Below are 23,234 nucleotides of genomic sequence, written 5' to 3'. Positions count from 1 at the left end.
GGGGCGGGCTGATGTGGTGGGCTGCCCGCCCGGGTGGGGGTGGGCGGAAAGTTGCGGAGTGCGAAAACTTGCCTAGTCCGCAAAATTCTGTAGTCTGGGATGCATGACCGGGCTACGCGAACGGAAGAAGCAGGCGACCCGCGACGCTCTGATGACGGCGGCGCTCCAGCTCGCTCTGGAGCGTGGTCTCGACAACGTGCGGGTCGAGGACATCGCCGAGGCGGCGGGAGTGTCGCCGCGGACGTTCAACAACTACTTCTCCAGCAAGTACGAGGCGATCGCCGCCCGCCACACCGACCGGACCAGGCACTCGGCACAGGTGCTGCGCGACAGGCCGCCGGGCGAGCCGCTGTGGGAGGCGGTGACGCGGGCCATGCTGGCGCCGTGGGAGCACGCGGAAGAGACCACGCTGCCTCCCGGCCCCGGGGTGCGGGCCGCCCTGCGGTTGCTGACCAGCGCGCCCGCCATGGAGGGGGAGTCGCTGCGGGTGCTCTTCTCCGCTGACGGCGAGCTGGCCGCGGCCGTCGCCGAGCGCACCGGCACCGACCCCGAACGCGACTTCTACCCGCAACTGGTCGCCACGGCGGTGATCGTGGCCACGCAGGCCGCCGTCCGCCACTGGCTGCTCGCCGAGCCCGCCGTGCCGCTCGTACCCCTGATCGAAGAGGCGCTGCGCCAGCTCGGCGCCGGCTTCCCCGACCCGTCCACACGGTCCGACCCATCCGCCTGGCTCCGCCTGTCCACACAGCCCGATCCAACGACGCAAGGAGAGTCCCCATGACCACGGACGTTGTCATCGCCGGTGGCGGTCCCAACGGGTTGATGCTGGCCTGTGAGCTGGCCCTGGCCGGAGTTCGGCCGATCGTGCTGGAGCGCCTGCCGGAGCGGAGTCAGGCGCCCAAGGCCAACGGCATCGTCGGGCAGGTCGTCAGGCTGCTCGACCAGCGCGGCCTCTACCGGCGCTTCCTGGGTGTCACCGAGCCGCCGCGGCCGATCCCGATGTTCCTGTTCGGCGCGCTGCCGCTCGATCTGGTCGGGATCGAGGACAACACGATGTACGCCATGGGCGTCAAGCAGGCCCGCCTGGAGGAGCTGTTCGAGGAGCGGGCCCGCGAGCTGGGTGTCGAGATCAGGCGTGGGCGGGAGCTGGTCACGTTCACCCAGGACGAGGAGGGCGTGACGCTCGAGCTGGACGGCGGCGAGCGGCTGCGCACCCGCTACCTGGTCGGCTGCGACGGCGCCCACAGCACGGTCAGGAAGCAGGCGGGCATCGGCTTCCCCGGCGTGAACTCGGCCTCCGTCACCTCACGCACCGCCCACGTCGTCTTACCGGATGCGACGATCCGGCTGGACCGTGCCGAGCTCGACCTTCCCGGTGTGGGCACGCTCGGCCTCTACGCCTGGCACCGCACCGAGCGCGGCGCGTACGCCCTGCTGCCCATGAGCTCCGAGATCCTGACGATCAGTTCCGTCGAGTGGGACGGCGACGATCCCGGTGAGGACGTCGAGATGACGCTCGGCGAGCTGCGCGAGAGTCTGGCCAGGGTGGTGGGGGCCGACATCCCGATGGCCGCCCCGCCGGGCCCGGGGCCGCAGCTGCTCCGCCGCCAAGCCGGGCGCAACACCCGGGTGGCCGACCGCTTCCGCGCGGGCAGAGTGCTGCTGGTCGGGGACGCCGCCCACGTGCACGCGGCGATCGGTGCGCCGGGGCTGAACCTGGGCCTCCAGGACGCGGCCAACCTCGGCTGGAAGCTGGCGGCCACGGTACGCGGCACGGCGCCGCCCGGCCTGCTCGACAGCTACGAGCGGGAGCGCCACCTGGCCGCCGAACGGGTGACCATGCACAGCAAGGCCCAGCTCGCGCTCATGTCGCCGGGGCCGGAGGTGACGGCGCTGCGCGAGGTGTTCGGCGAACTCCTTCAGGACGAGAGCGCCCGTCGCCGGATATCCGCGCTCATGTCGGGTGCGGATGTCGCCTATCCCACGGCCGCCCCCGCACACCCGCTGACCGGCCATTTCGTCCCGGATCTTGAGCTGGAGCCGGTGTCTCTGGCCACGCTCATGGGGACGGGCCGGCCGCTTCTGCTCGACCTCGCCGGCGGCCTTCAGGAGCCTGGCCGGGCGAACACGTGGGGCGACCGGATCGATGTGGTCACGGCCAAGTGCGTGGCGCCGCCCGCCGACGCGCTGCTGATCCGCCCGGACGGGTACGTGGCCTGGGCGGGCACGCCTGACGACTCGCTGGACGAGGCCGTCAGAACCTGGTTCGGTTAACCTGATCCGGACTCTAGGAGGGCCCATGCCAGAGAACCTGATCTTTCGCCTGCCGCCGACGTTCGAGACGGTCGAGGAGGAGCGGCGGCATCGCAAGGAACGCCTCGCCGCCGCCCTGCGGGTCTTCGGCAAGCTCGGCTTCGAGGAGGGCGTCGCCGGGCACATCACCGCCCGCGACCCCGAGCTGACCGACCACTTCTGGGTGAACCCGTTCGGCATGTCGTTCAAGCACGTCCGGGTGAGTGATCTGATCCTCGTCAACCACGAGGGCAAGGTCGTCGAGGGCCGCTACCACGTCAACGAGGCGGCCTTCGCCATCCACTCGCAGGTGCACCAGGCCAGGCCCGGCGTCGTGGCGGCCGCGCACAGCCACTCCGTGTACGGGCGCGCGCTGTCGGCGCTCGGGCGGATCATCGAGCCGATCACGCAGGATGCCTGTGCCTTCTACGGCGATGTCTCGCTCTTCGACGACTACACGGGCGTGGTGACGGACCTGGAGGAGGGGAAGCGCATCGCCGCCGCCCTGGGTGGCAACAAGGCCGTCGTCCTGCGTAACCACGGGTTGCTGACCGTGGGCGACAGTGTGGACGCGGCGGCGTGGTGGTTCATCACGATGGAACGCTCGGCGCAGGTGCAGCTCGTCGCTCAGGCGGCGGGGCAGGTGGTGCTCATCGAGCCGGACAACGCGGCGCTCACCCACCAGCAGATCGGCAACGACCTGGTCGGCTGGATCAACTACCAGCCCCTGCACGACCAGATCACCCGCGAACAACCAGACCTCTTCGAGTGATCGGCCCCATGTGGCTGGGCTTTCGGGCAAATCTCTTCTTTCGGTTACGGCACAGCCGCCCCCACCGCCACCCGCCGCACGTGCCTGAGGGCCTCCAGGAAAACGGCCGCTGAACCCGCACGGGGCCGGCCGCCGTTACGTGCGTCCACTTGACCGTGGCTTCCCTAGCGCCGGAAGGTGTGCCGATAGGTCAGCGGGGCGACCCCGACCGCCGCGTGGAGGTGCTGCCGGAGCGAGACCGTGGTGGTGAAACCCGCTCTGCGGGCGACTTCCTCCACGCCCGCGTCCGTGGTCTCCAAGAGGTGCCTGGCGTGGTCGACGCGTTGTTTCGTCAGCCATCGCGACGGGCTCATGCCGGTTTCCTCGCGGAAGCGTCTGGTGAAGGTGCGGACGCTCATTCTCGCGTGCTCGGCCAGGGCGTCCAGGTCCAGCGGCTGGTCCAGGTGGGCGAGCATCCACGTGCGGGTCGGCGCCGTACTGGTGCCCGTCGGGTCGGGGAAGGGGCGGTCTATGTACTGGGCCTGGCCGCCCTCCCGCCAGGGAGGCATGACGCAGCGGCGGGCGGCCCGGTTGGCCACCTCGGTGCCGTGGTCGCGCCTGATCACGTGGAGGCAGAGGTCCAGGCCGGCCGCAACGCCCGCCGAGGTGAGGACGTCGCCGTCGTCGATGAACAGGACCGAGGGGTCCAGCTTGACCCTGGGGAACAGCTCGGCGAAGTGGGGGGCCTCGCGCCAGTGCGTGGTGGCGGGGCGGCCGTCCAGCAGGCCCGCTGCGGCCAGGACGAACGCGCCCGTGCAGATCGACATGATCCGCTCGTGGCCGTGCAGCGCGTCGCGCAGATGGGGCGGGATCGTGCCGTCCTTCATCGCGCGTCCCGCGTAGATGCCGGGGACCAGAACGGTGTCGGCCGTGTCCAGGACATCCAGGTCGTGGTCGGGCAGGACGCTGTATCCGGCCGAGCAGCGGACCGGCTCGCGGCCGGGGGAGCAGGTGACGACCTCGTAGAGCTTCTCGCCCGCCGGTGACTCCGCAGACCAGAAGACCTGACCGGGGACGCCCAGGTCGAGCGGGGCGAAGTGGTTCAGGACGAGGACCGCGACGCGATGGGCCATGGCCGGATTCTTGCATATATTGGCTTTCCGGCCACTCGCGGCACCAAGCACGGATAAATCAGGATTAGTGGATGACCATAAGCACCACCACCCGCGCCAGGCGGCTGCATCGGGCCTGGTTCGTCGCGGCCGTCGCGTTCGTGGCCATCCTCGGCGCAGCCGGGTTCCGCGCCACCCCCGGCGTGCTGATCAACCCGCTCCAGGAGGAGTTCGGCTGGACCAAGGGCACGATCTCGCTCGCGGTGTCGGTGAACCTGGTGCTCTACGGGCTGACCGCGCCCTTCGCGGCCGCGTTGATGGACCGGTTCGGGATGCGGCGGGTGGTGTCCCTCGCGCTGCTGCTGGTGGCCACCGGCAGCGGGCTCACGGTGCTGATGACGGCGAGCTGGCAGTTGCTGCTGTTCTGGGGCGTGTTCGTCGGGCTCGGCACGGGCTCCATGGCGCTGGTGTTCGTGGCGACGGTGACCGACCGCTGGTTCGTCAGGCACCGCGGGCTCGTCACCGGCGTGCTCACCGCGGCGGGCGCCACCGGGCAGCTGATCTTCCTGCCGCTGCTCGCCCAACTGGCCGAAGGGCCGGGCTGGCGGGTGGCCTCGCTGACCGTGGCGGGGGCCGCGCTGGCCGTGGTGCCGTTCGTGTGGTGGCTGCTGCGCGACCATCCGGAGGACGTGGGCACCACGGCGCTGGGGGCGGAGCCCGGTACGGTCCGTACTCCGCCCGTCCAGGTGAACGCGGCCGTCAGAGCGATCACGGTGCTCAGGTCGGCGGCGCGGACCCGGGCGTTCTGGTTCCTGGCGGGCGGCTTCGCCATCTGCGGAGCCAGCACGAACGGCCTGGTCGGCACCCACTTCATCCCCGCCGCGCACGACCATGGCATGGCCGAGCCGGTCGCGGCGGGACTGCTCGCGGTCATCGGGATCTTCGACGTCGTGGGCACGATCGCCTCCGGCTGGCTCAGTGACAAGGTGAATCCGAAGATCCTGCTCGGTGTCTACTACGGGCTGCGCGGTTTGTCGCTGATGGTGCTGCCCGGCCTGTTCGCGGCGACCACCGAGCCCAGCATGCTGATCTTCATCGTGTTCTACGGGCTGGACTGGGTGGCGACCGTGCCGCCGACCGTGGCGCTGTGCCGCCGGATCTACGGGGCGGACGGGGCGGTGGTGTTCGGCTGGGTGTTCGGCTCGCATCAGATCGGTGCCGCGTTCGCCGCCGTGGGCGCCGGGCTCACCCGCGACCACCTGGGCGCTTACGACCTGGCCTGGTACGTCTCGGGCGCGCTCTGCCTCCTGGCCGCCGGCATGTCCCTGGCGATCGGGCATGCTAAGGGGCGATGAACGAGTCTGAACTGATGGTCCTGCCGCTGGTGGTCAGGATCGAGAGAGCGACGCCGCCCGAGCGTACCGACGCGCTGGAAGCGGCCGCGATGGCGGTGCTGAGCCTGCTCGACGACCCCGGCGAGTGGGGCGAGGAGCTGTATGCCTGGCAGTCCACCGGCAAGATCCGCAAGGTCGTGCGCAGGGCCAGGGGCGCTGAGTGGCGCAGGGCGCTCGCCCTGCCCGGCCGTACGATCGAGCACCGCACGGCCGAGGTACGCGTGCACCCGCCCGTGCCGCTCGACGACTGGCCGAGAGACCTCGCCAGGCTGCAGGTTTCGGGCACCGAGCTGACCGACGGCGGCGAACTCGCGCCCGCGGAGCCGCCGATCCTGTGGGCCAACCCCGGGCTCGCCATGTCGGCGGGCAAGGCCATGGCCCAGGCCGGGCACGCCGCCCAGCTCGCCTGGTGGGCCAGCGACCAGGCCGAGCGTGACGCCTGGCGGGCGGCCGGGCTGGGTGTGGCCGTGCGCACCGCGGCGGCGGCCGACTTCGAGTCGAAGGTGGCGGCAGGGCTGCCGGTGGTGCGCGACGCCGGGTTCACGGAGATCGAGCCGGGTTCGTGTACGTTCGTCGCCGACGCGCCGTGGCTGTATGGGCGGGTCGCCCGGTCCTAGGTCTTGCGGCTAGATCGTGATCACGTCGGCCAGGACGCCGCCCTCCGGGGTGATCCGCTCAGGCGACGGGCTGTCGTAGACGATCATCAGTCTGCCGTCCGGCAGCAGGGCCAGCCCCTCGGGATGGTCGCAGCCGATGCCGTACGGCAGCTCGGCGACCGTCTCCAGCTCCTCCGCCGGGACCACGTCGCCGGAGCGGTGAACCCGCCAGCGCACCACGCGTACCGGCCCGTCGAGGTCCATGGTCGGCCCGGCGAGCAGCAGTACGTCGCGGCCGTACGGGCACAGGTCCCGCACGCCCAGCCCGCCCAGGTCCAGGAAGTGCTTGCGGTACGGCTCGCTCAGCCGCAGCCTGCCGGGCTCGGTCTCGACCGGCCTGATCTCCAGGACCACCGCCCAGCCGCGCAACACCGGGCCGCGCAGGCCCAGGTAGACCCGCTTGTCCAGCACCGCGATGCCCTCGATGTCGAGGCCGTTGTCCTTGCCCGGCAGCGCGAGGAACGGCGCGAGGTGCGGGTCGTCCTCCAGGTGGGCGGCCAGGTTGTGCCGGCCCGACAGGATCGCTCCCGGCAGCGGGGCGTTGGTGGCGGGGTCCAGCGGCAGGCGTACCAGGATGAAGCGGTTCTCCTCGCGGAGCACGGTCGCCAGCCGTTTGGCGGCCTTGGCCGGGTCCGTCGACTTGACGCGGCGGCGCTTGAGGCTGTGTGACCCGACGGCCCACAGGTGGCCGTCGGCCCTGGCCAGGCCCTCGACGTCCGCTTCGTCCTCGGGGCCCGCGGGCAGCGGTACGTAGTCGGCCAGGCGGAAGGTGCGCTGCCCCGCGTAGTGCGCGCCGGTCCGGGCCAGATGTTCGATGGTGGCGGTCTCGTCGCCGGCCACCCATAGGCCGGTGTCGTCGTGCCGCACCGCGGAGAGGTTCGTGTGCGTCTCGGAGGCTTGAGAGGCCGGGTCAAATCGGAGCTCCACCTGTTCCACGAACCCATGATTGCACTTCGGTAGCTTCATAAGCGGAATGGCTGGATTTGTCGTACGCTCCCGATCGTGCTCGATGGGGATGATGGGACCGAAGGTTCCCGTGTGAGAACTGCTGCCAGACCGGGAACCCCTGTTTCTCCGCCCAGGCGCTCTCGCATCGGCGACATGCGGATGCGGGATCTATACCGGGGGCTCGCAGTGGCGACCGTGGTGGGGGTCGTCGCTGTCACGCTGGTCATGCTGCTCCCGCCGCGGCCGGACGAGGTCGCCGCACGGCCGGTTGCCGCGCCATCGACCGTGCCGGCCTCGTCCGGACCCGCCCCTTCCGTCTCGGCCGAGCCGTCGGCGTCCGCGTCCGCGTCGCCTTCGTCCGCGGCGCCCGCTCCGCGGACGACGCCCTCCCCAGGCTCGTCGCTGGCGCCCGGGTACACGGCCATGGAAGCCCTGTACGCCGACACCAGGCTCCCCAAGCTGCCGAAGAAGCCCGGGCGGGTGGCGATGGCCAAGCCCGGCAAGCGGGTGTTCCAGGACCGGCGCACCGGACTGGCCGTGCCCAGGCTGGCCAAGCCGTGGAAGGCGCACCGCGCGGCCCCGTTCACCAGCAAGCAGGTGCTCCCGCTGCGGCGCGGCTCGAACCAGCGGGGCATGCTCGTCACCTGCCCGCTCCCGATCGAGGCGCAGAAGTCGGTGCGCGACACCGCGCTGCTCGCCGCCCGCTGGACGCTCAACCACCACCCCAAGGGCGCGCGGATCCGCTGGCTGGCCTCCCAGCCGGCCAAGGGCGGCGGCTGGGTGCTCGTCTATCAGGTGCGGTACGGCAAGCACGTCTCCCGGGCGGCCGTGGTGGTGCTCAACGGGGGAATGGCCAAGCCGGGGCTGGCGTTCGTGACAGTGCCGGACTCACAGCGGAACAGGTGGCGTGACATCACGCGCGTGGTTTCCGGGGTGCGTGTCCTAGGCTAGAAGATCATGGTGCGGCGATATGGGGGAGTGACGCCGTGGAACGCTCAGGTCAGCCAAAGGCGCCTGACAAGCGCTCGGGTAAGCCGCAGGCGCCTGACAGGGAGAAGCCCAAGCCGCCCTGGCGCGCGGAAGGGCTGCCCGGCGCGAACGGCGGCCGCCCGAAGATCAACTGGTGGCGCTTCGTCATCACGCTGCTCGTCGTCTACGCGGCGTTCTTCCTGGTCTCGTCCTTCTTCGACACCGGCTCCGTCGAGACCGTGTCCTACACCGAGTTCACCAAGCAGGTGACGTCGAAGAACGTCAAGGACATCTACGCGACCGGCCTCTCGGTCGAGGGCGATCTGCGGGCCGCGGCCAAGGACCCCGACAGCGGCAACGCGTCGTACACGAAGTTCAAGACGGAGATCCCCGCCTTCGCCAACAACGACCAGCTCTACCAGCAGTTGGAGAGCTCCGGGGTCAACATCAAGGCCGACCCGATCAACGGCGGGCGCGGTTTCTTCGTCAACCTGCTGCTCTCCCTGCTCCCCGTGCTGTTGCTGGCCGGGCTCTGGATCTGGGTCATGCGCCGCGGCGCCAGCATGATGGGCGGTGGCGGGCTGGGCGGCCTCGGCAAGTCCAAGGCGGCCAAACCGGTCGAGGCGGGCCAGGTGCGCGCCACGTTCGAGGACGTGGCGGGCATCGACGAGGTCGAGAACGAGCTCGTCGAGATCGTCGACTACCTGAAGGATCCCGACAAATACCGCAGGCTCGGCGCCAAGCTGCCCAAGGGTGTCCTCCTCGCCGGGCCTCCCGGCACCGGCAAGACGCTGCTGGCCCGCGCCGTGGCCGGTGAGGCGAACGTGCCGTTCTTCTCGGCCAGCGCGTCGGAGTTCATCGAGATGATCGTCGGCGTGGGCGCGTCACGGGTGCGCGACCTGTTCGAGGAGGCGCGCAAGGTCGCCCCCTCGATCGTGTTCATCGACGAGATCGACGCCGTCGGCCGGTCCAGGGGCGGCGCCGGTGGCATCGGCGGGCACGACGAGCGCGAGCAGACGCTCAACCAGATCCTCACCGAGATGGACGGCTTCTCCGGGGTCGAGGGCGTCATCGTCATCGGGGCCACGAACCGGCCCGAGATCCTCGACCAGGCCCTGCTGCGGCCGGGCCGCTTCGACCGGACGGTCCAGGTGGGGCTGCCCGACGCCGCCGGCCGTACCGCGATCCTGGCCGTACACAGCAGGAGCGTGCCCCTCGACGGCGAGGTCAGCCTCGACCAGATCGCCAAGACCACGCCCGGCATGACCGGCGCCGACCTGGCGAACCTCGTCAACGAGTCCGCGCTGCTCGCCGCCAAGCGCGGAAAGGAGAAGGTCGGCATCGCCGACTTCGCCGACGCGCTGGAGAAGCTGCAGCTCGGCGCGGCGCGCAGCATCGTGATGCCGGAGGAGGAGCGCACCAGGACCGCCTTCCACGAGGCCGGCCACGCGCTGCTGGGCATGCTGCAGCCGGGCGCCGACCCGGTCAGGAAGATCTCGATCATCCCGCGCGGGCGGGCGCTCGGCGTCACGCTGTCCACGCCCGACACCGACCGATACGCCTACGACGAGCAGTATCTCCGCGGGCGCATCACCGGCGCGCTCGGTGGCATGGCGGCCGAGCAGGTCGTGTTCGGCGTCATCACCACCGGCGCCGAGAACGACCTGGAGCAGGTCACGATGATCGCCCGCGGCATGGTCGGGCGCTGGGGCATGTCGGAGAAGGTCGGACCGCTGACCATCCTGCCCAACGACGGCCAGCCGCCGCAGGCGTCGCCCGCCATGCTCGCCACCGTGGACGAGGAGGCGCGGCGGATCGTCGACGAGTGCTACGAACGCGCGCTGCGCGTTCTCGGCGACAACCGCGACAAACTCGACGCCATCGTCGCCGCCCTGCTGGAGCACGAGACGCTCGACGAGGCCAGCGCCTACGCCGCCGCCGGGCTTTCCGGGACCTTGGGCAAGGCCGGAACGTAGCTAGACGCCGCGCCGGGCACGTCTCCGGTGTGACACTCAACGACGAGCTTCTCTCAGAGCTCGGCGATGCCGGGCTGGAGGAGGTCGCCGGGCTGCTCGGTACCGATCTCGCCACGGCCCACAGCGTGCTCACGTTGGTGTCCGGAACGATCGTGGGCGGCCTGGCCCGCAACGCCGCGCACCCTGACGGCGCGGAGGCGCTGCGCGGCGCGCTGGACGACCATGTGGACGCGGACCCGTTCAACGGCGACGTGGCGTCGCTGTCGCGTGACGGGCAGAGCATCCTGGGGCACGTACTCGGTGGGCAGGGCACCGAGCAGGCGGCCGAGGGGCTGTCCCGGTTGGTGGGGATCCGCTCCAGCTCGATCATGAGGCTGCTGCCACTGGTCGCACCCATGATCATGTCGTTGCTGGCCGTACGGGCGACCCGCGGGAGACTGGGCACCGAGGCCGTCGCCGACGCCCTGAAGCAGGAGGACGCCGCGCTGCCCGACGAGCTGAGACACCTGCTCGCCACCATCTTCGACAACGACGCCATCGACACACCCGGGCAGCCGAACCTCGATCGGTGAACGGTAAGCTGGTGCGGTGATCGTCCTGGCCTCAGCGTCCCCCGCCCGGCTGGCCCTGCTCCGCAGCGCCGGATTCGACCCCAAGGTTATCGTCAGCGGTGTCGACGAGGAGTCATACTCCGCCTACTCGCCCGCGGCGCTCGCCCTCGAGCTCGCCAAGGCCAAGGCGTCCGCGGTCGCGAGCGGGCTCGAGGAGGGACTGGTCATCGGCTGCGACTCGATCCTCGAGCTCGACGGCAGGCCGTACGGCAAGCCGGCGACGCCCGAGGAGGTGGCCGAGCGCTGGCGGGTCATGCGCGGCCGGACCGGACGCCTGGTGACCGGCCACTGCGTCATCGACGTACCCGCCGGCCGGCAGGTGGCCGAGGTGTCCACCACCGTGATCCACTTCGGCATGCCGTCCGACGGGGAGATCGCCGCCTACGCCGATACCGGCGAGCCGCTCGGCCTGGCCGGGGCGTTCAGCATCGAGGGGCGGGGCGGCTGGTTCGTCGACGGCATCGAGGGCGACCACGGCAACGTGCTCGGCATCTCGTTGCCGCTCCTCCGCAACCTGTTCGCCGAACTGGGCTACGCGGTGACGTCCTTCTGGCGCTAGCCTGCCGGGCATGCGATCAGTGCGCGACTTCGTGGCGGGTGTCGGCTTCTTCTTCCAGGGTGTGGGCTGGGTCGCCAAGCACGGCCGGTGGTGGCTGTTCGGGTTGATCCCGGCGCTGCTGGCTTTCGCCGTGTACGTGGGGGCGCTGATCTTCCTCGGCACGAACGCCACGGATATGGCGGAATTTCTTACGCCATTCGCTGACACGTGGGGGTGGCGGGACTTCTTCCGGACGATGATCGCGATCGCGCTGGTCCTCGGCGGGTTGGCGCTGGCGGTGCTGACCTTCACGGCGCTCACGCTGGCGGTCGGGGAGCCGTTCTACGAGAAGCTGTCCGCCATGGTGGATCCGCTGCCGGGGGCGGAGGAGCAGCCGTGGTGGCGGACCTTGCCCCGGTCTCTGCGGGACAGTCTGGTGACGTTGGGGTACGTGCTGCTTTTCACCGTGCCGCTGTTCTTTCTGGGGTTCGTGCCGGTGGTCGGGCAGACGGTGGTGCCGGTGCTGGGGGCCATGGTCTCCGGGTTCTTCCTGACGGTGGAGCTGACGACGCTGGCGTTGGAGCGGCGGGGGATGGCGCGTAAGGAGCGGTTCGCGTTGTTGCGGGGGAACAAGGCGGGGGCGTTGGGGTTCGGGGTGGTGGTGTTCCTGCTGTTCCTGGTGCCGTTCGTGGCGGTCATCGCGATGCCGGCGGCGGTGGCGGGGGCGGCCCTGCTCGTCCGCAACCGCCTGGTCCCAACGGGCTGACTACGCGGCGCGGTCGTCCACAACCCTGCTCCACCTTCACCCCGCTATCCCCAGAACGCGGTTCGGCGCGTCGCGGACCCCCTCCGCCCAGGCACCCTCATGCATCATGACGACCAACGCCTCCGAGCCCTGCCTGACCCTGACCAGCCCCACCGACGTCCTGGCCGCCGTGCCCTACCTCGTAGGCTTCCACCCGGTCGACAGCCTGATCGTGCTCGGCCTCGCCCATGGCCAGGCCAAGGTGGCGACCCGCTGGCCTCTGCCCTTCCCGCCGGGCACGCTCGACCCGTTGGCCACGCTGTTCGAGCGGGAGGCCATCACCCACATCATCGTGATCGGCTACGGCCCCGGAGACCGGGTCACCCCGGCCGTGGACGAGGCCCGCCACCTGGCCGCCAGGTCAGGCGTCGGCGTGGATGAGGCACTACGAGCAGAAGACGGCCGCTACTGGTCCTACATCTGCGACACCCCGCGCTGCTGCCCGCCCGAGGGCACCCCGTACGACCCCTCGACCAGCCAGATCGCCGCCGAGGCGACCGTGCACGGCCTGGTAGCCCTCCCCAACCGCCAGAGCCTGGAACGCACCATCGCCCCCATCGCCGGCCCCATCCGGGTCGCGATGCGCCGCGCCACGGCAGAGGCGATCGCCGACCTGCGCACCAGGCTGATGGAGGCCACGGACGTGAACGCGTTCGCCCAGCAGTTCGTCGCCCGAGGCATCATCAGAGTCCGCGCCGCCCTGGCCACCCACGCCGCAGGCGGCCGCCTGGACGACGCGGAAGCGGCCAGACTCGGCCTGGACCTGGCGGTGATCAGAATCCGCGACGAAGCCTGGACCCTCGCCCGCGACACCCACGCCCCCCTCTGGAAAGACCTCACCCGCCGCCTGGAACCACGCTTCATCCCACCGGTGGCATCCCTGCTGGCCATGGCCTCCTGGCGCACCGGTGACAGCGTCCTGGCCACCATCGCCCTCGAACGCGCCCTGACCACCGACCCCAGCTACTCCATGGCCAACCTCCTCATGCACGCCCTCCAGCAACTCCTGTCCCCGGCCACCCTGCTCGACCGCCTCCCCACCCCATCCGAACTGGACACCGCAATGGGCCCCGTCCACGCAGGCTGGCTGATCCCCTTGATCAACATCCTCGACGAAGACCATGAAACAGCCGCCTGATCTGCACACCTCAACCCCGCCCCGAGCCCAACCGCCCCGACCCTTAAAAGGAAGATGGAGTTCATAGCCTTCGGCAGTACGAAATCAGATAATCTGATTCTATGAAGGTGATGACTGCCACCGAGGCGTCTCGGAGCTTCGCGACGGTTCTCGACGAAGCAGAGCGAGGTGAAACAATCATGGTGACTCGGGGTGGAAAGCGGATTGCGATGATCGGTCCCGCGCCCACTGCGCCAGGACGGATGGTCAAGGCCTTTTTGGCCAGAAGCGCGGGGACACTGGACGCCGACTTCGAGGGCGATGTGGCGGCGGCCCGCGAGACGGTCGACGACGAGATGAGGAACACGTGGCCCGACGCCTGATCCTCGACACGGGTGTGCTCATCGCCGCGGAGCGAGGCAAGGCGTCTGTGGACGCGGTGATCGAGGACGCCGACGATGTGGCGATCGCCGCTATCACCGTGGCCGAGTTGCTCGTCGGTGTAGAGATGGCCGATGCGGCACGGCGCCCCAGTCGGCAGGCTTTCGTGGATGAGGTTCTTGCGCTGATCCCGGTCGAGGAATACACGACGGACATTGCCAGGGTTCATGCTCGTCTGATGGCGCATGTCCGGCGAGAGGGGAAGAAGCGGGGAGCGTACGATCTGCTGATCGCTGCGACGGCCGCGACCACCGCGAGAACGGTGATCACGATGGACTCGTCCGCCGCGTTCGACGATCTTCCCGGTGTCAGGGCGCAAGTCGTTCCTCGTTGAGCGGTACCGCTTGGTCCGCTGGTTCTCCTCGCGACGCCGCCGTTTGTTGGATGCAGGCATCGGAGGCGGGTAGCCCGAGATCTGGATGTCATGCGCCGGCTGGGCGAGGACATGTCGACCGTCAGCGTGTCAGTGCGGCGCCCAGTCGGCGGATCGTGTCGGCCTCGTCGGGGTTGATGTCGTCGCTGGGTGGCGCGTGTTCGGTGATGGCTGCTCCGATGATGTCGTCCACTTGGGAGACGAGGTCGATCAGTCGCTGCGGCTGTACGCCGTTCGGCTCTGGGTAGCAGGTTGCGCCGAAGGCGGTGGGTTCCAGGACGTCCAGGTCGATGTGTACGTACACGGGGCCGCGCAGGCCGTCGAACGCGCGTTCCAGGTCGTCGACGCCGTACCTGAGCAGGCCGGTCTTCGCGAGGTACTCATGCTCGGACACGTCGCCCGCCCGCTCTCCGGCGATGATCACCTGCTTTGGTGTCAGCGGCTGTTCCGGTGTGAGGGCGGGCGGCCCGTCGCCCAGCAGCGCGCGTACCACCATCCCGTGGAAGGCGCCCGATGGCAGGGTCTGTGGACTGTAGACGTCCGGGTGCGCGTCGATCCACAGCACCGTCAAGGCGTCCCCATAGCGGGCGCGGGCAGCGGCGACAGGCGGGATGTCGACCGCGCAGTCGCCGCCGATGGTGATCACCCGGTCGTCGATGGCGGCCAGTGCCTTCCGCGTCAGCCGCTGGTTCTCCACGAGTACGTCGAACGCGCGGATCCCGGCCGTCTTGTCCCCTCCGGTCTCAAGCACCGGCACGGTCACCACCGCGTCGGCCGGAACCAGTTCGGCGGCGCGGCGGGCGCCGGCCATCAGTTGCGGCGCCTTGCTGGATGCCGAGCCTTGCCATTGTGGTACGCAGAGCACAGTCGTCATGCGGCGACCATACGAGGTGTCAGGATCAAAGGTCTAGATCGTCTTATGCCGGCGATCGCTAGACGGCGCAGGGCGCGCTGGCGCCCGTGCGGATCTCGTAGAAGATCGCGCGGCGTTGGGCCGGCGGCACGACGGCGCGGCCGGCGCAGAGCGTGAGGTCGCCGCTCAGCGCGTGGAGGATCACCTGGCAGCCGGGCAGTGGCCGGTTGTCGAAGGAACCGACCTGCTGGCCGGGGACCACGCCGATAAAGGCATCGCAGGAGCTGTAGCTAATGTCGGTCGTCGGCCGAGAGAAAGCCGTGTCGGTGAAGAATGTGAGCCGTCCTACGTCCGCATGTGCCGGGGCGGCCATAAAGATCGCCCCGGCGATTACTGTAATGGCCGCACATGCCGCGCGACCAGGGCGAATAGTGCGTAACATTGTCTCTCCCCGTAAAGTAGTCACCCGTTTACTGAAATGGAATGCGCGATCGGACTCCTGCATTCATGTGTAAACGCGTGCGGTGCCCGATGCAAGGGCATTCCCAGGGCAATTCTGGTGCCACCACGAGCTGGTCGATGAGGGTGACCGGCCGGTCGTCGTGGACGTCGTTGGCCAGACTCGCGAGTGTCACGGCATGGGCCCGATGCCCCTTGCTGTCCGGCGCCTCGGGTCGCGGCGGCGAGTTCCCGGTGGGGCACCAGCGCGGTGATCAGGGCCTGTCAGGTGGGCGACAGCACCAACTGGCCGACGCCGACGCCGACGGTGAAGGCGAGCAGCAGCGTCGGTGGTATCGGCCGGCGCGGCGGGGCCCGCGGCCAGACCGGCCCTTCGTCGATCCAGGGCACATGCCCTCCTGCCGCCACGGCTCCCCGACCACCCTGACGACGTGTCCGGATTGCGGAAATGTTGCCGGGAGATGTCTTGTGGGTCGGACGACGTCCGTCGTAGCCTGTCGGCACTTGCGATTGATACGCATCGACGATTCCCCCGGGAGGTGTCATGGCGGCGTTCACCAGCAAGGACGTCGCGCGTATCGCCGGTGTCTCGCAGAGCACCGTGTCCTACGTGATGACCGGCAAGCGACCCATCTCCGAGCGCACGCGGCGGCGGGTCCTTGACGCGATGGAACAACTCACCTACGAGCCGCACTCCGGTGCCCGGGCTCTCGCGGGGCGTCGTACCCGCGTGGTCGGTCTGGTCGTGCGCTTCGGGGTCGGGGGCGAGACCTTCGGGTTGCTGCCGTTCATCGAGACCATCGCCAGCTCGGCCCGCGCCCACGATCACGAGGTGCTGCTCGTGACCGCGGACGAAGGCTCCGCGGGTCTGCGGCGGCTCGCCGGACGGGCCCTGTGTGACGCGATCATCATGATGGACATCGAGGAGCAGGACGACCGGGTCCCGGTGGCCGCCGCGCTGTCCGTTCCGGTGGTGCTCATCGGTGTGCCGGCCGACCCGGCCGGGCTGCACTGCGTCGACCTCGACTTCGAGGCGGCGGCCCGGATGGCCGTCGACGAGCTGGCCGGCACCGGACACGACGAGATCGTCGTGGTGGGTTACCCGTCCTCGTCGATGGAGCGGGGTCTGAACTTCGTCGGTCGTGTTCTGCGATCCGCGCGGCGGCAGGCGCAGGTGCGCGGCCTTCCGCTGACGGTGATCGAACCGGTCGAACGTGGACAGGAGGCCGCCGCGGCCGATCAGCTCCTCGCCCGGCGGACCGGCGGGCGTCTTGGAGTAGTGGTGCCGCACAGCGACGCGATCGTGCCGCTGCTGAACGCGCTGCGCAAGCGGGACGTCGTGCCAGGCCGTGACATCTCCCTCATCGGACTCAGTACCGACCGTGAGGCTGAGCAGTCCGACCCGCCGTACACGAATGTCTCCGGGGAGCCGCGCGACGTCTCGCGGCGCGCGATGGAGACGCTGTTCTGGTTACTCGATCCGAGTTCCGGGGCGGAACGTCCCGCAATCGAGCTGGTCGCGCCACGACTTACCCGTCGTACGACCGTGATGCCCACTCCCTCCAACTGATCATCGATGGCCTCGGGCCGGTGATGCGCGTCGTCGATGCGTATCGACGGCCCCTCACACGACTGCAGTCGATACGTATCGACGCGGACCCGATCCAGCCCGGAAACCTTCCGTATCCGAAAGGACACGACATGATCCGCTCCCCCCGATCCCGCCGAGCCCAGGCCGCGCTCGCCTCGATGCTCACCCTGCCCCTCGCACTCACCGCCTGCGGTGGCGGCTCGAACGGTGGCGGCTCGAACAGCGGCGGCGACTCCTCGACCCTGCGGGTGCTCGACTACTACAACAACGAGCCGAGCAAGACGGTCTGGCAGAAGGCCATCGACGCCTGCGGCAAGCAGGCCGGTGTCACCATCCAGCGCGAGTCGGTGCCCGGCGCGACCCTGATCCAGAAGGTGCTCCAGCAGGCGTCCTCGCGGACCCTTCCGGACGTCCTGATGCTGGACAACCCCGATCTGCAGCAGATCGCCCAGACCGGTGCTCTCACTCCGCTGAACGACCTCGGGCTCAAGGCCGACGGGTACGTGGCCGGCGTGGTCAGCGCCTCGACGTACAAGGGCAAGCTCTACGGCCTGCAGCCGATCACCAACACCATCGGGCTGTTCTACAACAAGGACCTGCTCGCCAAGGCGGGCGTGACGCCGCCGACGACCTGGGCGGAGCTGAAGACGACGGCCAAGAAGCTGACCTCCGGCGGCACGTACGGGCTGGCGTTCTCGGCACCGGCGAACTACGAGGGCACCTGGCAGTTCCTGCCGTTCATGTGGTCCAACGGCGGCGACGAGAAGAACATCGCGACGCCGCAGACCGCGCAGGCAGTGCAGTTGTGGGTCGACCTGATGAACGACGGCTCGGTGTCGAAGTCCGCTCTCAACTGGACCCAGGCGGACGTCAACGACCAGTTCCGGGCGGGCAAGGCCGCGATGGCGGTCAACGGGCCGTGGCAGTTCCCCGCGTTGGACGAGGGCAAGAGCGTCAAGTACGGGGTGGCGCAGATCCCGGCACCGGTCGCGGGCAAGCCGGTCGTCGCGCCGCTCGGCGGTGAGACGTGGGCCGTGCCGCAGACCGGGAGCAAGGACAAGCAGGCCAAGGCGGCCAAGGTCGTCGCCTGTCTCAACTCGGACGACAACCAGCTCAGCCTGGCCAAGGACACCCAGACCATCCCCACCAAGACGGCGCTGCTGGAGAAGTTCAGCTCCAGCAACCCGAACATGGCCGGGTTCGTCGACCAGATCCCGACCGCACGGGCCCGCACCGGCGAACTCGGCGCGGACTGGCCGAAGGCGGCCACGAAGATCTACACCGCGTTCCAGTCCGCGCTGACCGGCCAGGCCACACCGGCCAAGGCCCTGGAAACGGCTCAGAATGGTTGAGCACCCACAACAGTCCACGATGGTGCGTCAGACAAGTCCACCGCCGACGACCGTGGCGGTTGCCGGACCCCGCTTCTGGCAGTCGCGCCGCTTCCAGAACCGCGCCGCGCAGGTGCTGTTCCTGGCCCCGGCCGTGATCTACATGGTGGGGTTCTTCGGCTACCCGATCGTCAAGAACTTCGTGATGGCCTTCCAGGAGTACTCGACGAGCACCTTCTACACCGGCGAGGCGCCGTGGGTCGGGTTCGCCAACTACTCCGCGGTGGTGTCCTCCCCGGTGTTCGGCAAGGCCCTGCTGAACACCGTCCTGTTCACCGCCGGCTCGATCGCCGCGCAGTTCGTCATCGGGCTGGCCCTGGCGATGTTCTTCCGGCGCCGATTCCCGCTCAACGGTGTGCTCCGGTCGTTGCTGTTGCTGCCGTGGCTGATCCCGCTGATCGCCTCCGGCGCGGTGTGGCGGTGGATCCTCGACAAGGACAACGGCGCGCTCAACCGGTTCCTGGCCGCCATCGGCGTGGCGAGCGACCACCCCGGCTGGCTGACCAGCACCTCACTGGCCCTGGTGGCGGTGATCATGGTGAACATCTGGATCGGCATCCCGTTCAACCTGACCATCCTCTACGGCGGACTCCAGGAAATCCCGGAGGACCTGTACGAGGCGGCCGCGCTGGACGGGGCGAACGGCCGGCAGCGGTTCCGGTATGTGACCTGGCCGTTGCTGCGCCCGGTGGTGAGCGTCGTGCTGGTGCTCGGCGTGGTCTACACGATCAAGGTGCTGGACGTGATCCTGGCGCTGACCGGCGGCGGCCCGGCCAACGCCAGCCAGACCATCGCGACGCAGTCGTACCACCTGTCGTTCGTGCAGTTCGACTTCGGTCAGGGGGCCGCGCTCGGCAACATCCTGATCGCGATCTCCCTGGTGTTCGCCATCTTCTACCTGCGCGCCAACCGGCGTGCCGTGGACGAGTGAGGCCGTCATGACCACCGCCACAAGGCGCACCCGGGCCGGCTGGGGCAGCACCGTCGCCGGGATCGTCATCCTCGCTGTTCTGCTGTTCCCGATCTATTGGATGGTCAACGTCTCGCTGCAGCCGAGCGGCTCGGCGGTCGGCACCCCGTGGCTGCCGTTCGACCTCAGCTTCGACGGCTACGCCACCGCGCTCGGTCAGCAGGGCCGCAACCTGGTCACGAGCCTGGTCGTCGCCCTCGGCTCGGTCGTGTTCAGCCTGCTGATCGCGATGCCGGCGGCGTACGCCCTGGCGCACTTCAAGGTCCGCTTCGCGGGCGCGTTCCTCTTCGGGATCCTGATCTCGCAGATGATCCCGGGGATCGTCATCGCGAACGCGCTCTACACCGCCTACAACGACCTGGGACTGCTCAACTCGATCCCGGGCCTGATCCTCGCCGACTCGACCGCGGGCATCCCGTTCGCGATCCTGATCGTCCGCGCGTTCATGACCAACATCCCGCGGGCGGTCCTGGAGGCCGGCCGGGTCGACGGGGCCGGCCACGTCCGGACGTTCGTCTCCATCGTGCTGCCGATGAGCCGCAACGCGCTCATCACCGCGGCCCTGTTCACCTTCCTCTTCTCCTGGGCGGACTTCCTGTTCGCCCTCACCCTCACCACGACCGAGGACGTGCGCCCGGTGACGCTCGGGCTCTACACCTACATCGGGACATACGTGAACGACTGGAGCTCGGTCATGGCCACCGCCGTGCTCGCCTCCATCCCGGCCATCGTCCTGCTCGTCGTCGCCCAGCGCTACGTCGCCGCGGGAACGACGGCCGGCGCCGTCAAGTGAATCCAGCAAACGCCCAGCAGAACCCCCAGCAGAAAAGGTTCGACATGACAAACGGAACTGCCGGCCCGCTGCGGGTGACGGTGTGGGGCGAGAACCGCCACGAGCAGATCGAGGAGCACGTGGCGAAGATCTATCCGAAGGGCATGCACACGACGATCGCGGAGGGCATCGAGGAGAACCTCGGCGACGGCTGCGTCGTCCGCACGGCGACCCTCGACGACCCGGAGCACGGGCTGACCGAGGAGGTGCTGGCCGGCACCGACGTGCTCACCTGGTGGGGTCACGCGGCGCACGACGAGGTCACCGACGAGGTCGTCGAGCGCGTCCACCGGCACGTGCTGTCCGGGATGGGACTCGTCGTGCTGCACTCCGGGCACTGGTCGAAGATCTTCACCAGACTGATGGGGACGAGTTGCACCCTGCGCTGGCGCGACGAGCACGACCGTGAGCTCATCTGGACGGTCGACCCCACGCATCCCATCGCCAAGGGCGTGCCGCACCCGCTGATCATCGAAGAGGACGAGATGTACGGGGAGTTCTTCGACATCCCGGCACCGGACGAGCTCGTGTTCGTCAGCTCGTTCAGCGGCGGGGAGGTGTTCCGCAGCGGCTGCACGTTCCGCCGCGGCCACGGCAAGATCTTCTACTTCCGGCCGGGGGACCAGGCCTACCCCACCTACCATCACAAGGACGTGCGCCGGGTCATCGCGAACGGGGTCGCCTGGGCCCGCACCGATCGGCCGGACCGGAGCCATCCCGTGCTCCTGCGGTACGCGACCGGGGAGTTCTTCCAGGGCCAGGGCTACACGGGACCGCTCCAGTGAGCTTCCGGACGATCTCCTCCAGCTCGGCGGATCCGCTCCGGGTGGTCATCGCCGGGGCCGGCAGCATGGGCCGGGCCTGGCTGGCCACCGTCGCCGACTCGCCCGAGGTGACGCTCACCGGCATCGCCGACCTGGACGTGGCGCTGGCCCGCGCGTCGGCCGACGGCGCCGGCCTGCCGGACCTTCCGGTCGGCACCGACGCCGTCGCGCTCGCCCGGCAGACCGGCGCCCAGGCGCTGATCAACGTGACCATCCCCGAGGCGCACCACCCGGTGACCACCGCGGCGTTGTTCGCCGGTCTGCCGGTGCTCGGTGAGAAACCGGTCGCGGAGAACGTGAGCCGGGCGCTGTCCATGGCCGCCGCGGCGGAGGTCACCGGTGAACTGTTCATGGTCAGCCAGTCCCGCCGCTGGAACCCGCAGCTCGCCGTGCTGCGGGGGATGACCGAGCGGCTCGGCGCGATCGGGACGGTGAGCACGGCGTTCTTCCGGTCCGAGCGGTTCGGCGGGTTTCGCGATCTGATGGCGTACCCGTTGCTCGTCGACATGGCGATCCACGCCTTCGACTCGGCGCGTTTCCTGCTCCGGGCCGAGCCGGTGACGGCGTACTGCCAGTCGTACAACCCGCCGTGGAGCTGGTTCGCGGGGGACGCCAACGCGACCGTGGTGTTCGAGATGGAGGGCGGCACCCGGTACGTCTACAACGGCAGTTGGTGCAGTCCCGGCGACATCACTTCATGGAACGGGACCTGGCGGGTCAGCGGAGAGAAGGGCACCGCGCTCTGGGACGGCGACCACGAGCCGGTCCTCGACGCCGAGGTGGAGGCCGGTGAACCGGCCGGCTCGCCGTACTCCGGGATCGCCGGCGCTCTGCAGGTGTTCGTGCGGGCGCTCCGGACCGGGGAGGTGCCGTCCGGCGAGGTGCACGAGAACGTGATGAGCCTGGCGATGGTGGAGGCGGCGGTGCGGTCGGCGACGAGCGGGCGGCCCGAGCGCCTGGACGACGTGCTCGAGCGGGCCCACGCGCAGGCGCTGCGGGAGGAGACCCAGGTGGACGTACGGAACGCCCTCGCCGGATGGTCCTCGGTGCGGGACGTGCTGGCCGGCCCCGAGCGGGTGGAGACGCGATGACGGAGTTGCGTGTCGCGATGGTGGGGGTGGCGTAGCGCCGACGGCTACAGATTCTCCTCGCGTCGCCGCCGTTCGTTGTAGGCCCGCATCCGTGGCGGGTAGCCCATGATCTGGACGTCGTACACCGGCAGGGCGAGGTCTCGGGCGACCTTGTGGATCACAGCGGGGGAGCCGACCCGGCGGCGGGTCCACTCGCCGTCGTCGGCCACGGCGACGGCCGTGGTGTCCGTCGCGAAGGTCTCCGGCTCGACGAAGAACTCGACGCCTCGCCGCGACTTGGCGAAGGCGATGAGCGCTTCGATATCGGCGTCAGTGGCTTCCCGGTCGAACTTCGCGATTTTGGAACCGCGCAGCCGCCGAATGCCGTAGCGGTCTCGCCATCTCATGAATCCTTTTTATACCGTCAAACGGCCGCGCGCGTCGGGGTGATCTAGGGGACACATCGGGGATTCTCCTGATGCCACGATGACGTGGGGCCGTCAGTATGGGTGGTGACCGCCCGTTCTAAGGAGAGGCATGGCTGTTATGGCTGGGGTACCCACACCCCCGGGCCCGGGACAGGTGCCGCCCGCTCATCTGCGCGTCACCAACCAGGACCGTGAGCACGTGGTCGAGCACGTCCAGGCCGCTTACGCGGAGGGCCGGTTCGACAAGATCGAGTTCGACGACCGGTTGGATCGCGCGATGACCGCGCGTACGCACGGTGATCTGATGCCCATCATGGCGGAGCTGTACGGCGCGGGCGCCGTCCCCAGGATCCGGCCGATGCCCGCGCCGGTTCGGCCGCAGGCGCCGACGGAGAGTAACGAACGGCTCGGGGCTTCGGCGGCTCATCTGCTGACGCTGGTGGGGTTCCCGATCGTCGGGCCGTTGATCCTGCTGCTGACGGGCGGCAAGACCTCGCCGTACATCCGACGGCACGCGCTGGAGGCGCTGAACTTCCAGCTCACCGTGGTGGGGGCGACGTTCCTGTTGCCGTTCACCGTGATCGGGGTGGTGCTCATCCCGGTCATCTGGGTGGCGGCGGTCGTTCTGTCCATCGCCGGTGGCATTTCGGCGCTGTCGGAGAACCCGTTCCGCTATCCCATGACGGTTCGCCTGGTGAAGTGACGCATAAGAGCTCGTGCGGTCGGCTGACGTCAAAGCATGCATGCGATGAAACCGCGGACATACGCCTGGTTGTGGTACGGCGACTTGTCCGGCGTCGTCGGGCCGGGCGCCGGGGGACCGGGGATGCCGG

The 23,234-nt window shown here is 69.4% G+C and carries 26 protein-coding genes; 20 read left to right on the top strand and 6 right to left on the bottom strand.

Annotation, left to right across the window (positions count from 1 at the left end; translation table 11 throughout):
• The first annotated feature begins 103 nt into the window (after window positions 1–103).
• The 3 genes from AB0F17_RS61005 to AB0F17_RS60995 are packed head-to-tail and all read left to right on the top strand — an operon-like array spanning window position 104 to window position 3,064.
• Window positions 104–781 (top strand): TetR family transcriptional regulator, encoded by a 678-nt coding sequence (locus AB0F17_RS61005; RefSeq protein ID WP_358045015.1) that lies wholly within the window; start codon window positions 104–106, stop codon window positions 779–781.
• Window positions 778–2,274 carry an FAD-dependent monooxygenase gene (locus AB0F17_RS61000; protein WP_358045013.1) on the top strand — a complete coding sequence of 499 codons (1,497 nt, stop codon included), beginning with the start codon at window positions 778–780 and terminating at the stop codon, window positions 2,272–2,274. The genes AB0F17_RS61005 and AB0F17_RS61000 overlap by 4 nt, the downstream gene beginning before the upstream one ends.
• A gap of 25 nt (window positions 2,275–2,299) precedes the next feature.
• Window positions 2,300–3,064 (top strand): class II aldolase/adducin family protein, encoded by a 765-nt coding sequence (locus tag AB0F17_RS60995; RefSeq protein WP_358045010.1) that lies wholly within the window; start codon window positions 2,300–2,302, stop codon window positions 3,062–3,064.
• Between the two features lie 164 nt (window positions 3,065–3,228).
• On the opposite strand, the gene AB0F17_RS60990 is transcribed toward AB0F17_RS60995, so the two are convergent.
• Window positions 3,229–4,176 carry a helix-turn-helix domain-containing protein gene (locus AB0F17_RS60990; protein WP_358045007.1) on the bottom strand — a complete coding sequence of 316 codons (948 nt, stop codon included), beginning with the start codon at window positions 4,174–4,176 and terminating at the stop codon, window positions 3,229–3,231.
• Window positions 4,177–4,247: 71 nt separating this feature from the next.
• Between AB0F17_RS60990 and AB0F17_RS60985 the strand changes: the two genes are divergently transcribed.
• Window positions 4,248–5,510 (top strand): MFS transporter, encoded by a 1,263-nt coding sequence (locus AB0F17_RS60985; RefSeq protein WP_358045004.1) that lies wholly within the window; start codon window positions 4,248–4,250, stop codon window positions 5,508–5,510.
• Window positions 5,507–6,166 carry a peptidyl-tRNA hydrolase gene (locus tag AB0F17_RS60980; RefSeq protein ID WP_358045001.1) on the top strand — a complete coding sequence of 220 codons (660 nt, stop codon included), beginning with the start codon at window positions 5,507–5,509 and terminating at the stop codon, window positions 6,164–6,166. Before AB0F17_RS60985 ends, AB0F17_RS60980 begins: the two co-directional genes overlap by 4 nt.
• Window positions 6,167–6,175: 9 nt before the next feature.
• Here the strand turns inward: AB0F17_RS60980 and AB0F17_RS60975 are convergent, their stop codons facing one another.
• Window positions 6,176–7,141 (bottom strand): DUF3616 domain-containing protein, encoded by a 966-nt coding sequence (locus AB0F17_RS60975; protein WP_358044998.1) that lies wholly within the window; start codon window positions 7,139–7,141, stop codon window positions 6,176–6,178.
• Between the two features lie 165 nt (window positions 7,142–7,306).
• Between AB0F17_RS60975 and AB0F17_RS60970 the strand changes: the two genes are divergently transcribed.
• From AB0F17_RS60970 to AB0F17_RS60935, 8 genes are all read left to right on the top strand, one after another.
• On the top strand, window positions 7,307–8,104 hold the full coding sequence (locus AB0F17_RS60970; protein WP_358044995.1) for a hypothetical protein: 798 nt from the start codon (window positions 7,307–7,309) through the stop codon (window positions 8,102–8,104).
• Window positions 8,105–8,139: 35 nt separating this feature from the next.
• Window positions 8,140–10,098, top strand: a complete 1,959-nt coding sequence (gene ftsH, locus AB0F17_RS60965) for an ATP-dependent zinc metalloprotease FtsH (protein WP_358044992.1) — start codon at window positions 8,140–8,142, stop codon at window positions 10,096–10,098.
• A gap of 29 nt (window positions 10,099–10,127) precedes the next feature.
• On the top strand, window positions 10,128–10,670 hold the full coding sequence (locus tag AB0F17_RS60960; protein WP_358044989.1) for a DUF937 domain-containing protein: 543 nt from the start codon (window positions 10,128–10,130) through the stop codon (window positions 10,668–10,670).
• Window positions 10,671–10,686: 16 nt separating this feature from the next.
• Window positions 10,687–11,268, top strand: a complete 582-nt coding sequence (locus tag AB0F17_RS60955) for a nucleoside triphosphate pyrophosphatase (RefSeq protein WP_358044986.1) — start codon at window positions 10,687–10,689, stop codon at window positions 11,266–11,268.
• Window positions 11,269–11,278: 10 nt separating this feature from the next.
• Entirely contained in the window at window positions 11,279–12,013 is a 735-nt protein-coding gene (locus tag AB0F17_RS60950) for an EI24 domain-containing protein (RefSeq protein WP_358044983.1), read from the top strand.
• Window positions 12,014–12,119: 106 nt separating this feature from the next.
• Window positions 12,120–13,190 (top strand): DUF4192 domain-containing protein, encoded by a 1,071-nt coding sequence (locus AB0F17_RS60945; protein ID WP_358044980.1) that lies wholly within the window; start codon window positions 12,120–12,122, stop codon window positions 13,188–13,190.
• A gap of 101 nt (window positions 13,191–13,291) precedes the next feature.
• A complete protein-coding gene (locus AB0F17_RS60940; RefSeq protein WP_358044977.1) occupies window positions 13,292–13,552 on the top strand; it encodes a type II toxin-antitoxin system prevent-host-death family antitoxin in 261 nt (86 codons plus the stop codon).
• On the top strand, window positions 13,537–13,944 hold the full coding sequence (locus AB0F17_RS60935) for a PIN domain-containing protein (protein WP_358044974.1): 408 nt from the start codon (window positions 13,537–13,539) through the stop codon (window positions 13,942–13,944). Before AB0F17_RS60940 ends, AB0F17_RS60935 begins: the two co-directional genes overlap by 16 nt.
• Before the next feature lie 121 nt (window positions 13,945–14,065).
• Here AB0F17_RS60935 and AB0F17_RS60930 read toward each other — a convergent pair whose 3' ends face one another.
• The 3 genes from AB0F17_RS60930 to AB0F17_RS60920 form a co-directional block, all read right to left on the bottom strand.
• Entirely contained in the window at window positions 14,066–14,857 is a 792-nt protein-coding gene (locus AB0F17_RS60930; RefSeq protein WP_358044971.1) for an arginase family protein, read from the bottom strand.
• A 58-nt stretch (window positions 14,858–14,915) separates the two neighbouring features.
• Window positions 14,916–15,098: a hypothetical protein gene (locus tag AB0F17_RS60925; RefSeq protein ID WP_358044968.1), complete on the bottom strand. Its 183-nt coding sequence runs from the start codon at window positions 15,096–15,098 to the stop codon at window positions 14,916–14,918.
• A gap of 461 nt (window positions 15,099–15,559) precedes the next feature.
• Window positions 15,560–15,685 (bottom strand): hypothetical protein, encoded by a 126-nt coding sequence (locus AB0F17_RS60920; protein WP_358044965.1) that lies wholly within the window; start codon window positions 15,683–15,685, stop codon window positions 15,560–15,562.
• Between the two features lie 154 nt (window positions 15,686–15,839).
• Between AB0F17_RS60920 and AB0F17_RS60915 the strand changes: the two genes are divergently transcribed.
• The 6 genes from AB0F17_RS60915 to AB0F17_RS60890 all read left to right on the top strand — a co-directional run bounded on the left by AB0F17_RS60915 (window position 15,840) and on the right by AB0F17_RS60890 (window position 21,994).
• Window positions 15,840–16,865, top strand: a complete 1,026-nt coding sequence (locus AB0F17_RS60915; RefSeq protein ID WP_358044962.1) for a LacI family DNA-binding transcriptional regulator — start codon at window positions 15,840–15,842, stop codon at window positions 16,863–16,865.
• A 131-nt stretch (window positions 16,866–16,996) separates the two neighbouring features.
• Window positions 16,997–18,238, top strand: coding sequence for a sugar ABC transporter substrate-binding protein (locus tag AB0F17_RS60910; RefSeq protein WP_358044960.1), 1,242 nt, complete (start codon window positions 16,997–16,999; stop codon window positions 18,236–18,238).
• 19 nt (window positions 18,239–18,257) lie between these two features.
• Entirely contained in the window at window positions 18,258–19,208 is a 951-nt protein-coding gene (locus AB0F17_RS60905; protein WP_358044957.1) for a sugar ABC transporter permease, read from the top strand.
• Window positions 19,209–19,215: 7 nt separating this feature from the next.
• The gene (locus AB0F17_RS60900) at window positions 19,216–20,040 is read left to right on the top strand and encodes a carbohydrate ABC transporter permease (RefSeq protein ID WP_358044954.1); all 825 of its coding nucleotides are present in this window, start codon (window positions 19,216–19,218) and stop codon (window positions 20,038–20,040) included.
• 44 nt (window positions 20,041–20,084) lie between these two features.
• On the top strand, window positions 20,085–20,864 hold the full coding sequence (locus AB0F17_RS60895) for a ThuA domain-containing protein (protein ID WP_358044951.1): 780 nt from the start codon (window positions 20,085–20,087) through the stop codon (window positions 20,862–20,864).
• Complete coding sequence (locus AB0F17_RS60890; RefSeq protein WP_358044948.1) at window positions 20,861–21,994, top strand: Gfo/Idh/MocA family oxidoreductase; 1,134 nt, start codon at window positions 20,861–20,863, stop codon at window positions 21,992–21,994. The genes AB0F17_RS60895 and AB0F17_RS60890 overlap by 4 nt, the downstream gene beginning before the upstream one ends.
• Before the next feature lie 44 nt (window positions 21,995–22,038).
• Here AB0F17_RS60890 and AB0F17_RS60885 read toward each other — a convergent pair whose 3' ends face one another.
• Entirely contained in the window at window positions 22,039–22,380 is a 342-nt protein-coding gene (locus tag AB0F17_RS60885) for a hypothetical protein (protein ID WP_214642774.1), read from the bottom strand.
• Window positions 22,381–22,510: 130 nt separating this feature from the next.
• Here AB0F17_RS60885 and AB0F17_RS60880 point away from each other — a divergent pair, with 130 nt between their 5' ends.
• Complete coding sequence (locus AB0F17_RS60880) at window positions 22,511–23,104, top strand: DUF1707 and DUF4870 domain-containing protein (RefSeq protein WP_358044945.1); 594 nt, start codon at window positions 22,511–22,513, stop codon at window positions 23,102–23,104.
• Window positions 23,105–23,234 lie beyond the last annotated feature (130 nt).

The organism is Nonomuraea sp. NPDC026600 (assembly GCF_040638335.1).
Classification (GTDB): Bacteria; Actinomycetota; Actinomycetes; order Streptosporangiales; family Streptosporangiaceae; genus Nonomuraea.
This window is presented reverse-complemented; position numbering and strand designations above follow the sequence as displayed.